Annotated in this window: 14 protein-coding genes; 3 read left to right on the top strand and 11 right to left on the bottom strand. The window is 58.0% G+C overall.

Features of this window, described 5'->3' with window-relative positions; all coding sequences use genetic code 11:
- Positions 1-13: 13 nt before the first annotated feature.
- From ACA070_RS25635 to rplM, 5 genes are all read right to left on the bottom strand, one after another.
- On the bottom strand, positions 14-796 hold the full coding sequence (locus ACA070_RS25635) for a cytochrome c1 (protein ID WP_497448841.1): 783 nt from the start codon (positions 794-796) through the stop codon (positions 14-16).
- Positions 796-2,007 carry a cytochrome b gene (locus ACA070_RS25640; RefSeq protein ID WP_462028636.1) on the bottom strand — a complete coding sequence of 404 codons (1,212 nt, stop codon included), beginning with the start codon at positions 2,005-2,007 and terminating at the stop codon, positions 796-798. Before ACA070_RS25640 ends, ACA070_RS25635 begins: the two co-directional genes overlap by 1 nt.
- Positions 2,007-2,600: a ubiquinol-cytochrome c reductase iron-sulfur subunit gene (gene petA, locus ACA070_RS25645; protein WP_007905300.1), complete on the bottom strand. Its 594-nt coding sequence runs from the start codon at positions 2,598-2,600 to the stop codon at positions 2,007-2,009. Before petA ends, ACA070_RS25640 begins: the two co-directional genes overlap by 1 nt.
- A 267-nt stretch (positions 2,601-2,867) precedes the next feature.
- Positions 2,868-3,260 carry a 30S ribosomal protein S9 gene (gene rpsI, locus ACA070_RS25650; RefSeq protein WP_002555064.1) on the bottom strand — a complete coding sequence of 131 codons (393 nt, stop codon included), beginning with the start codon at positions 3,258-3,260 and terminating at the stop codon, positions 2,868-2,870.
- Between the two features lie 14 nt (positions 3,261-3,274).
- Positions 3,275-3,703 (bottom strand): 50S ribosomal protein L13, encoded by a 429-nt coding sequence (gene rplM / locus ACA070_RS25655; protein WP_007905295.1) that lies wholly within the window; start codon positions 3,701-3,703, stop codon positions 3,275-3,277.
- Between the two features lie 245 nt (positions 3,704-3,948).
- Here rplM and ACA070_RS25660 point away from each other — a divergent pair, with 245 nt between their 5' ends.
- Positions 3,949-4,989: an NADP(H)-dependent aldo-keto reductase gene (locus tag ACA070_RS25660; protein ID WP_497448842.1), complete on the top strand. Its 1,041-nt coding sequence runs from the start codon at positions 3,949-3,951 to the stop codon at positions 4,987-4,989.
- A 103-nt stretch (positions 4,990-5,092) separates the two neighbouring features.
- On the opposite strand, the gene ACA070_RS25665 is transcribed toward ACA070_RS25660, so the two are convergent.
- Complete coding sequence (locus tag ACA070_RS25665; RefSeq protein ID WP_461976673.1) at positions 5,093-6,229, bottom strand: acyl-CoA dehydrogenase family protein; 1,137 nt, start codon at positions 6,227-6,229, stop codon at positions 5,093-5,095.
- Positions 6,230-6,474: 245 nt separating this feature from the next.
- Between ACA070_RS25665 and ACA070_RS25670 the strand changes: the two genes are divergently transcribed.
- Positions 6,475-7,371, top strand: a complete 897-nt coding sequence (locus tag ACA070_RS25670) for a GlxA family transcriptional regulator (protein ID WP_461959384.1) — start codon at positions 6,475-6,477, stop codon at positions 7,369-7,371.
- A gap of 187 nt (positions 7,372-7,558) precedes the next feature.
- On the opposite strand, the gene zapE is transcribed toward ACA070_RS25670, so the two are convergent.
- The 3 genes from zapE to ACA070_RS25685 all read right to left on the bottom strand — a co-directional run bounded on the left by zapE (position 7,559) and on the right by ACA070_RS25685 (position 10,753).
- Positions 7,559-8,653 (bottom strand): cell division protein ZapE, encoded by a 1,095-nt coding sequence (zapE, locus tag ACA070_RS25675; RefSeq protein ID WP_131059449.1) that lies wholly within the window; start codon positions 8,651-8,653, stop codon positions 7,559-7,561.
- Between the two features lie 90 nt (positions 8,654-8,743).
- The gene (locus tag ACA070_RS25680; protein WP_497448843.1) at positions 8,744-10,099 is read right to left on the bottom strand and encodes a tryptophan--tRNA ligase; all 1,356 of its coding nucleotides are present in this window, start codon (positions 10,097-10,099) and stop codon (positions 8,744-8,746) included.
- A 24-nt stretch (positions 10,100-10,123) separates the two neighbouring features.
- Entirely contained in the window at positions 10,124-10,753 is a 630-nt protein-coding gene (locus ACA070_RS25685; protein ID WP_497448844.1) for an alpha/beta hydrolase, read from the bottom strand.
- Between the two features lie 144 nt (positions 10,754-10,897).
- On the opposite strand from ACA070_RS25685, the gene ACA070_RS25690 reads away from it, so the two are divergent.
- Positions 10,898-11,332 (top strand): Z-ring associated ZapG family protein, encoded by a 435-nt coding sequence (locus tag ACA070_RS25690; protein ID WP_497448845.1) that lies wholly within the window; start codon positions 10,898-10,900, stop codon positions 11,330-11,332.
- Between the two features lie 266 nt (positions 11,333-11,598).
- Here ACA070_RS25690 and ACA070_RS25695 read toward each other — a convergent pair whose 3' ends face one another.
- Positions 11,599-12,306 carry a YiaD family glycine zipper/OmpA-like lipoprotein gene (locus ACA070_RS25695; protein ID WP_497448846.1) on the bottom strand — a complete coding sequence of 236 codons (708 nt, stop codon included), beginning with the start codon at positions 12,304-12,306 and terminating at the stop codon, positions 11,599-11,601.
- Positions 12,307-12,407: 101 nt separating this feature from the next.
- On the bottom strand, positions 12,408-13,052 hold the full coding sequence (locus ACA070_RS25700; RefSeq protein ID WP_461955658.1) for an MBL fold metallo-hydrolase: 645 nt from the start codon (positions 13,050-13,052) through the stop codon (positions 12,408-12,410).
- Between the last annotated feature and the right edge of the window lie 135 nt (positions 13,053-13,187).

The raw sequence follows: 13,187 nt of genomic DNA on the forward strand, positions 1-13,187 counted from the left end.
GCTTACAGCTTTATCAATGGACGTCTTTCCAGTATTCACGCTTGAGCAAGTAAGCGAATACGAAGAAGAACGCCAGGTACAGCAACACATAGGTACCGATGCGCTGATGCTGCAGCTTCACCGGGTTGGCCGAGTAGGCCAGGAAGGTCACCAGATTCTTGACCTTCTCGTCGAACTGCTCTGCGTTCAGCGTGCCGGTTTTTGGCACCACGGTCAGCTGGTCACACGCCTCATGAGTCAGAGCCGTACCGGTCAGCGGATCGTATTGCTTCTTGCCGTCTTCGACGATTTGAACTTGTTTGCAGCCTACCACCTGACGACCCTGCAGGCCGACCAGAACGTTAGGCATCCCGACGTTCGGGAAGACCTTGTTGTTCACGCCCCAAGGACGCGACGGGTCTTCATAGAACGAACGCAGGTAACCGTAGAGCCAGTCAGTACCACGAACGCGAGCAACCAGGGTCAGGTCGGGCGGAGCCGCACCGAACCAGGTCTTGGCGTCTGCCGGCTGCATGCCGATGTTCATGTGGTCGCCGATCTTGGCGCCGGTGAACACCAGCTTCGAGAGCATCAGGTCATGCGGAATGCCCAGGTCATCGGCAACACGCTCGTAGCGCTGGAACTTGGCGCTGTGGCAGCCCATGCAGTAGTTGGCGAACGTACGCGCGCCGTCCTGCATGGCCGCTTTGTCAGAAACGTCGATGTCGACTTTTTCAAGCTCTGGACCACCGTGTTCGGCCGCGAAGGACAGGACAGGCATGGCAGCAAGAATCAGTACAGCAAATAGCTTTTTCATCAGCCAGTCACCCTTTCCGGAACCGGTTTGGTCTTCTCGAGCCTGGTGTAGAACGGCATCAGAATGAAGTAGGCGAAGTACAGGAAGGTGCATACCTGCGACAGCAACGTACGACCCGGAGTCGGAGCGAGAACACCCAACACACCCAGGATCACGAACGAGATGCAGAATACCCAGAGCCAGATCTTGCTCATCCAGCCTTTGTAGCGCATCGACTTGACGGGGCTGCGGTCCAGCCACGGCAGGACGAACAGCACTGCGATGGCCGCGCCCATGGCGATTACGCCCAGGAGCTTGTCCGGAACCGCCCGCAAAATCGCGTAGAACGGCGTGAAGTACCAGACCGGAGCGATGTGCTCAGGGGTCTTGAAGGCGTTCGCTACTTCAAAGTTCGGCTTCTCGAGGAAGTAGCCGCCCATTTCCGGGAAGAAGAACACGATCGAGCAGAAGATAAACAGGAACACCACCACGCCGACGATATCTTTCACGGTGTAGTACGGGTGGAAGGCAATGCCGTCCAGCGGTACGCCGTTTTCGTCTTTGTGTTTCTTGATGTCGACGCCATCCGGGTTGTTCGAGCCGACTTCGTGCAACGCCAGAACGTGCAGCACCACCAAACCGAGAATCACGATCGGCAGGGCAACAACGTGCAGGGCGAAGAAGCGGTTCAGGGTAATACCGGAAATCAGGTAGTCACCACGGATCCACTGGGTCAGGTCGTTACCGATGACCGGGATCGCACCGAACAGCGAGATGATCACCTGGGCACCCCAGTAGGACATCTGGCCCCACGGCAGCAGGTAACCCATGAAGGCTTCAGCCATAAGCGCCAGGTAGATCAGCATGCCGAAGACCCACACCAGCTCACGCGGCTTCTGGTACGAACCGTAGAGCAAGCCACGGAACATGTGCAGATAAACCACGATGAAGAACATCGAAGCGCCGACCGCGTGCAACATGCGCAGGATCGAGCCGTGCTCGACATCGCGCATGATGTATTCGACGGAGGCGAATGCTTCTTCCGCCGACGGGGTGTAGCTCATGGTCAGCCAGACACCGGTAACGATCTGGTTGACCAGAACGAGCAGTGCCAGGGAGCCAAAGAAATAGAAGAAGTTGAAGTTCTTCGGGGCATAGTACTTGCTGAGATGGTCTTCCCACATTTTAGTGGCGGGAAAGCGCGCATCAACCCAATCCATGAACTTGCTCATCACGCTTTCTCCGTATCGACGCCAATGACAATGATGTCATCGGTCTCATAGGAATGCGGGGGAACTGGCAGGTTCAAAGGCGCAGGTTGCGACTTGTAGACGCGGCCAGCCAGATCGTAGTGGGAACCGTGGCAAGGGCAGAAATAACCACCTACCCAGTCCTTGCCAAGATCCGCAGGTGCCACTTCTGGACGGAAGGTCGGCGAGCAACCCAGGTGCGTGCAGATACCGATCAGCAGCAGAACTTCTGGCTTGATCGAACGCGTTTCCGGGTCGACATAGGTCGGTTGTGTCGAGTTCTTGGAGGTCGGGTCAGACAGCTGGCCCTCGATCTTTTTCAGATTCCCCAGGATTTCCTCGGTACGGCGGACAATGAACACCGGCTGACCGCGCCATTCAGCAATCATCTGCTGGCCTGGTTCGATTTTGCTGACATTCACTTTCACCGGTGCACCTGCGGCTTTCGCCTTGGCACTGGGAAACCATGACCCCACGAACGGGACCGCAGCCCCCACCGCTCCTGCAGCACCCACCACGGATGTGGCTGCTACCAAGAAGCGACGCCGGCCTGCATTCACGCCGTCATTGCTCATTCAGTCCTCTCCCATCAGCTTTGTGGCCTGTTAAATCAGGCGTCTACTAAGTAAATCTATGTACTTATAAAAATTTTGCCGAATGGTAATGAAAAGCCCCAATTCTGACAAGGTAATTACCGAGGGGCTCCACTGCCAAGCCTTGCAGTATAGGGGCTCTGCGGATGTGGCAAGTTGTCACAGCGCAATTCTTTGATAAATCGCGCCCATAAAAAAACGCCCAGCTTCGCGAGGAAACTGGGCGTTCTTTTTGAACGCGAAAGCGAATTAACGCTTCGAGTACTGCGGACGCTTACGCGCTTTACGCAGACCAACTTTCTTACGTTCAACTTCACGAGCATCGCGAGTAACGAAGCCAGCTTTGCGCAGAGCGCCACGCAGGGTTTCGTCGTACTGCATCAGTGCGCGAGTGATACCGTGGCGGATTGCGCCAGCTTGACCACTTACACCACCGCCGATCACGGTGACGTAGATGTCGAACTTCTCGACAGTCTCAGTCAATTCCAGCGGCTGACGAACTACCATGCGGGCAGTTTCGCGGCCGAAGAAATTATCCAGCGAACGGTTGTTGATGGAGATGTTACCAGTACCCGGACGCAGGAAAACGCGTGCGGTTGCGGTCTTGCGACGGCCAGTGCCGTAATTTTGAGTCGCCGACATAATGAACTATTCCGTTAAAACTTCAGTTCTTGGGGCTGCTGAGCAGTATGAGGGTGTACAGCGCCCGCATAGACTTTCAGCTTACGATACATGTCGCGACCCAGTGGGTTCTTAGGCAGCATGCCTTTGACCGCGGTCTCGATCACGCGCTCAGGGGCTTTAGCGATCAGCTTTTCAAAGTTGATCGACTTGATGCCGCCCGGGAAACCGGAGTGGGAGTAGTAGATTTTGTCGGTGGTTTTAGCACCGGTTACACGAATCTGCTCGGCATTGATAACGACGATGTAATCGCCAGTGTCAACGTGAGGAGTGTACTCAGCTTTATGCTTGCCACGCAGACGGCTCGCGATTTCGGTGGCCAGACGACCCAGGGTCTGACCTGCAGCGTCGACGACAAACCAGTCGCGCTGTACTGTTTCCGGTTTAGCAGTAAAAGTTTTCATTCTTTATAGCCTCAGGGGCCGCCCTGTAAATTAGACGGCGGATCTTACTGAATAGTGCGTACTTTGACAAGTCAAAGGCAGCCGGATACAGACGCTTTCGGGGGCTCGGGTCGGCGCGTCCGTTCAACGGCAAGATTCTTCGGCGGCGGCGCATCACTTCCACTGCAGAAAGAGGTGCGCAATTATGCAGATTGCGAAAAATATTTCAACCTGCTTTTATGATTGTTTTGCCCAAGGAGCACCCGATGGACTATCGCCAGCTAGGCCGAACCAATCTGAATGTGAGTGCCATCTGCCTCGGAACCATGACCTGGGGCGAGCAAAACACTGAAGCTGAAGCCTTCGCGCAGATCGAAAGGGCCAAGGACGCCGGGATCAATTTCATCGACACCGCCGAGATGTACCCGGTGCCGCCGAAGGCCGAAACCTACGCCACCACCGAACGCTACATCGGCAATTACTTCAAAAGTCGCGGTGATCGCGCCGACTGGATCCTGGCCAGCAAGATCGCCGGCCCCGGCAACACCATCGATTACATCCGTGACAAAAACCTGCGGCACAACCGCCAGCACATCACCGAAGCCGTGGACGCGAGCCTCAAGCGCCTGCAAACCGACTACATCGACCTTTATCAGCTGCACTGGCCGGAACGCAGCACCAACTTCTTCGGTCAGCTGGGCTACAAACACAAGATCGAAGCCAACCTGACGCCGCTGGAGGACACCCTCGAAGCGCTGGACGAGCAGGTCAAGGCTGGCAAGATTCGCCACATCGGCCTGTCCAATGAAACGCCGTGGGGCACCATGCGCTTTCTCGCCCTGGCCGAAGCCCGTGGCTGGCCACGCGCCGTATCGATCCAGAACCCGTACAACCTGCTCAACCGCAGCTTCGAAGTCGGCCTGGCGGAAATCGCCATCCGCGAACAGTGCGGCCTGCTCGCCTATTCGCCGCTGGCGTTCGGTTTCCTGTCGGGCAAGTACGAAGGTGGCGCGCGTCCTCCAAAAGGTCGCCTGAGCCTCTACAGCCGCTTCAGTCGCTATTTCAACCCGCAGTCGGAAGCTGCGTGCAGCCGTTATGTCGCACTGGCGCGTGAACACGGCCTGGACCCGGCGCAAATGGCGTTGGCGTTTGTCACCCAGCAGCCGTTCGTGACCAGCAACATCATCGGCGCGACCACCCTGGAGCAGCTTGAAAGCAATTTAGCGAGCTTCGAGCTGAAACTTTCCGATGAAGTGCTGGAGGGGATTGAGGCGATTCACAAGGATCATCCGAATCCGGCTCCCTGATTAATTCATAGACCCATTCGCGAGCAAGCCCGCTCCCACAGGAGATCACTTAACCTGTGGGAGCGGGCTTGCTCGCGAAAGCGTCCGACCAGTCACCGCAGCATCAAAGCGACCGCGCAATAATCTCCTTCATGATTTCATTGGTCCCCGCATAAATCCGCTGCACTCGCGCATCCGCCCACGCCCGGGCGATCGGGTATTCCCACATGAACCCGTAACCGCCATGCAACTGCACGCATTCGTCGAGCACCTTGCATTGCAGGTCAGTGCCCCAGTATTTCGCCATCGCTGCCGTCGGCACATCCAGCTTGCCTTGCAGGTGCAGTTCCAGGCAGCGATCAACGAAGACCCGGCCGATCTGGATTTCAGTCGCCATCTCCGCCAGTTTGAAGCGAGTGTTCTGGAAGTCGGCAATCGCCTTGCCGAACGCCTTGCGCTCACGGGTGTAATCCAGCGTCCACTTCAACGCGGCTTCGGCCGACGCAAGCCCGCCGATGGCGACAGTGAGGCGCTCCTGAGGCAATTCCTGCATCAGGTAAGCGAAGCCCATGCCCGCCTGCCCCAACAGGTTTTCCTTCGGCACCCGCACGTCCTGGAAGAACAGCTCCGAGGTGTCCTGCGCCTTCATGCCGACTTTTTCCAGGCGCTTGCCCTTGTCGAAGCCTGGCGTATTGGCCTCAACCAGAAACAGACTGGTGCCCTTCGCGCCCGCCTTCGGATCCGTCTTGGCCACGACAATCACCAGATCCGCCAGATAGCCGTTGGTGATGAACGTCTTGGACCCGTTGATCACGTACTCGTCGCCATCCAGCACGGCGGTGGTTTTCACCCCTTGCAGGTCAGAACCGGCGCCCGGCTCGGTCATGGCAATGGCTGTCACCATTTCGCCGGACACCAGTTTCGGCAGGTATTTGTGCTTCAGCGCTTCACTGCCGTAATGCAGGATGTACGGCGCCACAATGTCGGAATGCAGGGAAAAACCGATACCGGTCAGGCCGAGACGACCGACCTCCTCAATCACCACCGCGCTGTAGAGAAAGTCCGCCCCTAGCCCGCCGTACTCCTCCGGCAGGTGCGAGCAGAGCATCCCAGCCTCCCCCGCCTTGTTCCAGAGTTTACGGTCGATATAGCCTTGTTTTTCCCATTGCCCGTGGAACGGCACGGCCTCTTTTTCGAGGAATGTTCGCACGCTGTCGCGAAACAATTCGTGCTCGGAACTGAACAAGGTTCTGGGGATCATGCGGCACCTGTCGTTAATTGTTAGAAGAAGTTGACCTTCAGAGACTAAGCCCCGCATCCGATACAGGACACTGGACACATCAGACAAAAAATAAGACGATCCAGCCGTCTGGTGACCACTTTCCCCTATAAGAATAAAGTTGAATTATGTCTAACCAAGTCTCCACGCCCTTGCGGCGCGTCAGCATCCTGGCTATCGACCGGGTTTTCGCTTCCACCCTCATGCAAGCCAAGGATTTCTTCCACCTGGCCAGCCTGCGCTATGGCAAACAACTGGGTCAGGGCCTGACTCCGGCGTTCGAAACCCGACTGGTCAGCCCCGACGGCAAACCCGTGAACAGCTTCAGCGATGTGATCATGCCGGTGGACGGCGGCCTGGAAAACGCCGACATCATTGTCCTTCCAGCCTTCTGGGACGATTTCGACACCCTTTGCCAACGTTATCCACAGGTCCTGCCTTGGTTGCGCCAGCAACATGCTCGCGGTGCCGTGCTGTGCGGCGAGGCGACCGGGGTGTTCTGGCTGGCCGAGGCCGGGCTGCTCAATGGCAAGGAAGCGACCACTTACTGGCGCTTCTTCAATGCCTTTGCCGAGCGCTTCCCACAGGTTCAGCTCAATCAGGACAAGCACCTGACCGACGCCGACAACCTGTATTGCGCAGGCGGCACCACCTCGGCGTGCGATCTCTACATTTACCTGATCGAACGCTTCTGCGGCGCCAACGTCTCGCAAGCCGTGGCCCGGGACATTCTCTACGAAGTGCAGCGCAGCTATTCGCCGGGACGCATCGGATTCGGCGGGCAGAAATTGCACCAGGACGTGATCATCCTGCAGATCCAGCACTGGCTCGAAGAGCATTTCGCCGACAAATTCCGCTTCGAAGACGTCGCCCGCGAACACGGCATGAGCATCCGCAACTTCATGCGCCGCTTCCAGACCGCCACCGGCGACAAGCCGCTGCATTACCTGCAACGCCTGCGCATCGAAACAGCCAAGGGTTTGCTGTCGGGTAGCCGCAAGAGCATCAAGACCATCAGTTATGAAGTCGGTTACGACGATGCGAGCTTCTTTGCGCGGCTTTTCCGCCAGCACACCGAATTGTCGCCGAACCAGTATCGGCAGCAGTTTCAGCAAGCTGCTTGAACCAGACACAACTCCACTGTGGGAGCGAGCCTGCTCGCGATGACGGAGGCACATCCAGCACTGATGTGACTGACACACCGCTATCGCGAGCAGGCTCGCTCCCACAGGGGATTGCGGTGAATTTTAGGTTTCTTCAACGCATAAAAAAGGCCTGCAAATGCAAGCCTTTTTACTTTCCGAAAAAGTCCTATGGCTTATGCGCCCGAGACAGGAATTCGTGCGACTGCATTTCCAGCAGACGGCTGAGGGTGCGCTGGAACTCGAAGTTCAAGCGACCACCGGTGTAGAGGTCTTTCAGCTCAACTTCAGCAGAAATAATCAGCTTCACGTTACGGTCGTAGAACTCGTCGACCATGTTGATAAAGCGTCGGGCGATGTCGTCGGTGGTGACGCTCATCTGCTCGACACCGCTGAGCAACACGGCGTGGAAGATCTTGCCCAGTTCGATGTAATCGTTCTGGCTACGCGGGCCGTCGCACAGTTCGCGGAAGTCGAACCAGGCCACGTCATCGCAGGTACGCAGCGCGCGAATCTCACGATTCTCGATCATCAGCACATCATTCTCGATGGCGGCCGTGCATTCCGGGGTCAGGGCGCGGAAGCTCTTGCGCAGGCTTTCATGCGCAGCTTCGTCCAGCGGGAAGTGGAACAGCTCCGCTTGCTCAAGGTGACGCAGACGATAATCGACGCCGCTGTCGACGTTGACGATGTCGGTGTTCTGCTTGATCAGCGCAATGGCCGGCAGGAAGCGCGCTCGTTGCAGGCCATCCTTGTACAGACCGTCCGGCACGATGTTCGAGGTCGCGACCAGGGTCACACCGTTCTTGAACAGCTCTTCCATCAGCGTGCCAAGGATCATCGCGTCGGTGATGTCGGACACGAAGAATTCATCGAAACAGATCACCCGCGCTTCGTCAGAGAAGCGCTTGGCGATAATGGTCAGCGGGTTCTTTTCGCCGCCGAGGGTCTTCATCTCTTCGTGCACACGCTTCATGAAGCGGTGGAAGTGAGTGCGGACCTTTTCCTTGAACGGCAGCGCTTCGAAGAAGGTGTCGACCAGGTAAGTCTTGCCGCGGCCAACGCCGCCCCAGAAATACAGACCCTTGACCGGTGCCTGTTCTTTCTTGCCAAACAGTTTGCCGAGCAGGCCCGGTTTGTTGTTCGACGCCGCGACCAGATCGTCGTACAGGCGCTGCAAATGGCGCACCGCAGTTTCCTGCGAGGCGTCATGGAAGAATTCCGGGCGTTTCAGATCAGCTTGATATCGTTCTAGGGGCGTCATAATTCGTTAGCAAGGCAACAAAAACGGGCCGTCACTGTAGCGACGGCCCGGGGGAATGGCAATCGGCCCTTGGTCGGACCGAGCCGCTGATTATTCCTGAACCGGCGTCAGAGCAACCCGCAAGGCGTCGATGGCGAGGTCGCGAGCCGTGTCGTCAGCAAACGTCGGGCTGTCGGCAACGCACTCGCCTTCCAGCCAGACGCTGAAGCTTCGGTCTTCGCTACGCACATCCAACGGCTGGCCCGATTGCAATTGTTTGGTCACCTGGCCGGCGGTCTTGCCGTCGGCGAAGTTGCGCGACAGCAGCAGCTGCTCGCCATCGGCCGCCAGCAGACGGAAACGGAAACTGCTGTCTTCTTCGCGGAAGCTGACAAAACGTGCGGCTTTCGCGGCTTTCTTCTTGGTGGTGGCAGCGACTTGGGTCTGGGCCACAAAAGAGCGCAGGCCAACCGCTTCACGCAGTTCGTGGAGGAACGGCGTAGCGACCGAGCGAGCCTTTTTGGCGCCGATCTGCAGCATATCTTCCAGGTCTGCCGGGCGCTCGATCAATTGGTGATAACGCTCGCGGGATTCGCCAAGCTCGCTGTCCAGCAGTTGGAACAGGCGATTCTTCGCTTCGCCCCAACCCAGGCCCTGCAACAGTTCGCTGCGGAATTCATCGGACTGCGCCGGCGTAGCAAACGCCTGAAACAGGGTGAACAGATGCGAGTTGTCCGGATCTTTGGCTTCGCCCGGTGCGCGGGAGTCGGTGACGATCCGCGAGATAGCGTCCTTCATTTCCTTGGCGCTGCTGAACAACGGGATGGTGTTGTCGTAGCTCTTCGACATCTTGCGACCGTCGAGGCCTGGCAGTGTGGCGACGCTTTCTTCGATCAGCGCCTCGGGCATGGTGAAGAACTCTTTGCCCTGGCCAAACAGGTGGTTGAAACGCTGGCCGATGTCACGGGCCATTTCCACGTGCTGGATCTGGTCACGACCGACCGGCACCTTGTGAGCGTTGAACATCAGAATGTCCGCGGCCATCAGCACCGGGTAGCTGTACAAGCCCATGGTGATGCCGGCGTCCGGGTCTTCGCCGGTTTCGACGTTCTTGTCCACCGAGGCCTTGTAGGCATGAGCGCGGTTGAGCAGGCCCTTGGCGGCAACGCAGGTCAGCAGCCAGGTCAGCTCGGGGATTTCCGGGATGTCGGACTGGCGATAGAACGTTACGCGGTCCACATCCAGGCCACCGGCCAGCCAGGTCGCGGCGATTTCCAGACGCGAGCGCTGGATGCGCAGCGGGTCATCGCATTTGATCAGGGCGTGGTAGTCGGCCAGGAAGTAGAACGAATCGGCATTGCTGTCACGGCTGGCGACGATCGCCGGGCGGATGGCACCGGCGTAGTTGCCCAGGTGCGGCGTGCCGGTGGTGGTGATGCCGGTGAGGATACGGGTACGAGTCGTCATGGGTAATCGCTTGTCAGACTGCAATCAATTCGAAAGGCGCGGCAGAATCAGATCCTTGAGATCGGTCAGCTTGCCATGAAAAAAGTGTCCGCATTCTGCCACTTTCAGCAGCTCATGGGGGCGCTCGAGTTTCGAGGACCAGTCGTAGACAGCTTGCGGATCGATCACTTCGTCGGTTTCCGGCTGGATCAGAGTCAACTCGCCTTGCTGCGGCAGTTGATCCTGATCGCCGAGGCGCATGACTGCAGGCGCGACCATGAACAGATGTTTCAGCTGTTCGCCCTTGGCTTCCAGGCGTCCGCCGAGACTTGCTGCAACAAAACCGCCGAAGGAGAATCCGAACAGGGTCAGCGGCAAGTCCGGGTGTCTGGCCCGCAGCCATTCGGCCGCTGCCTGGGCATCATCGACTTCACCGGTGCCCATATCGTGGGTGCCTTCACTGGCACCGACGCCACGGTAGTTGAAACGCAAAGTAATAAAACCGGCGTCGCGCGCGGTGCGCTGCAGGGTCGAGACCACTTTGTTGAGCATGGTGCCGCCCTGCACCGGGTTCGGGTGGCAGATCAGCGCGATGCCGCGTGGCGCTTCATTATCCAGGTAAAGAGCTTCCAGTTGGCCGACCGGACCAGCAATGACTACAGGGGTTTCGCGCATAAGCAAGGAAGGAACTCCGTGACCTCGAATCGGGTCGACTCGTCTAGCAAATTGTCTGTGCCGATGTATTGCGAGTGAATCGCGGTATACAGCGCAGGTTCGAGCCGTTAACGTAAAGCAAAGCCGTTTATAGAGGAAGGACTCGTGGAACACTCGCTCTTAGTTTGGTTGTTGCCGACTCTTGCCCTGGTTGTGGGTGTCGCCGTTGGTTTCCTGATCGCTCGCCTGGTGCCGAACGCCGCGCCGAGCAGCACACAACGTCAGCTGGATGACATTCAGGAACGTTTCGACAGTTATCAGAACGAGGTGGTCACCCACTTCAACAGCACTGCAAACCTGGTCAAGAAGCTGACTGCGAGCTATCAGGAAGTGCAGGATCACCTCGCCGAGGGTGCCAACCGACTGGCCCTGGACGAGCAGACCCGTCAACGCTTGCTAGCCGCCCTGCACGCCGACGCTGCCGTGGCACCACGGGAACGCCTGACGCCACCGCGCAATCAGGAGCCGCCTCGCGATTACGCTCCCAAAGCCCCGAACGCGCCGGGCATGCTCGATGAGCATTACGGCCTGAAGAAGTAATCAGGTTTCGCGCGATATGAAAAAGCCCTCGGACGAGTGATCGTTCGGGGGCTTTTTTTAATTCTGAAGTTTTCATCGCCAGTTCTGGCCCCATCGCGAGCAAGCTCGCTCCCACAGTGGACCGAGTGTTGGATCGGTTCGCGGTCACCTGTGGGAGCGAGCCTGCTCGCGATGGGGCCAGTGCTGGCGACAAAAAAAACCGCCCGATCTGCTGAGGATCGGGCGGGCTTTTTTACGCCTGGGGTTCAGTCAGGCTTTTGCTGTCACTACTGGGTCGGTTGCGAATACTGCTGGCCCGGAATCGCCTTCAGGTTGACCTCGACCCGACGGTTCTGCGCCCGGCCATTGGTATCACCGTTGCTGGCAATCGGGTTATCCGGCCCGGCACCGCGAGCCGACAGGTTCGCACCGCTCACGCCTTGCGACGTCAAATAAGTCGCCACGCTCTGCGCACGACGCTGGGACAGGTCCATGTTGTGCTGGCGGCTGCCGGTGCTGTCAGTGTAACCGACGATTTCGATCTGGTTCTGGCTGAACTCCTTGAGCGAGCCTGCCAGATTGTTCAGCGGTTGATAGAAGCTGGAAGCGATATTCGCCGAATCGGTGGCGAACGTGATGTTGCCCGGCATGATCAGCTTGATCTGATCGCCCTGACGCTGCACCTCGACACCGGTGTTGGCCATGCTGGCACGCAGCTTCTTCTCTTGCTGGTCAGCGTAATAACCGTAACCGGCAGCGGAAGCACCGACCACGGCGGCGCCAATCAGCGCGCCCTTGCCACGGTTGTCGTGACCGATGGCGGCACCGGCCAGCGCACCGGCTAGCGCACCGAGGCCACCGTATTTTGCGGTTTTGCTCATGCCCGTGGAGCCACCGTCAGCCTGGCCCTGGTTGTCGTAAGGGTTAGGCGAGGCGCAGCCAGACAGCAAGGCCACAGCCGTAGCGACAATAATCAAACGCTGCTTGGTGAACATGAAGAGCTCCTGGTTTTTCATTCTGGGGTGCAACGGACTAAAGCATTGAACCTTTGCGGGCGTTGGATCATTTTGGCGGACGAAAATTCCGTCGGTTACATTTAAGCCCGCACAAACGGGTTCTCGCGCATTTCATCGCCCAGGCGCGTGTCCGGACCATGCCCGGTCACGACCGTCGCTTCTTCGTCGAGCGTATACAGCCGCTGCTTGATCGACCGCACGATGGTCGCCTGATCGCCACCCCACAAATCCGTACGCCCTACCCCGCGACGAAACAGCGTGTCACCGGCAATCAGCAGCTTGGCCTCGGAAAACCAAAAGCTCATGGAACCCGGCGTATGACCCGGCGTGTGCAACGCCACGCCGCAACCACAGGCCAGTTCTTCATCGTCGGCCAACCAGCGGTCTGGCGACGGCACCGGCGTGTAAGGCACACCGAACATCTGGCACTGCATCTCCAGATTGTCCCAAAGGAACTGGTCTTCTTTATGCAGGTGCAGGGTCGCGCCGGTTTTTTCCTTGAGCTGACCGGAGGCAAGAAAGTGATCCAGATGCGCATGGGTATGGATGATGCTGACCACTTTCAGGCCCAAGGCGTCGAGGCGCGCGAGGATCAATTCGTGGTTGCCGCCCGGGTCGACCACGATTGCTTTTTTGGTGATCGGATCGCCGATGATTGTGCAGTTGCACTGGAGAGGGCCGACGGGGAAGGTTTCGCGGATGAGGGTGGGTTTTACGGTGTTCATAAGAGTCCTGGGAGGGCAAGGCCGTCTTGTACAAAGAAGTTGAGGCTCTCAGGATTATACGGCGGTGGCCGATACAAAAGACCGGAGCCGCCATACGTCGGTCTCATCAAAATAAATAGTGGCCATATGATGTCA

It is taken from the genome of Pseudomonas sp. LBUM1678, from assembly GCF_059695575.1.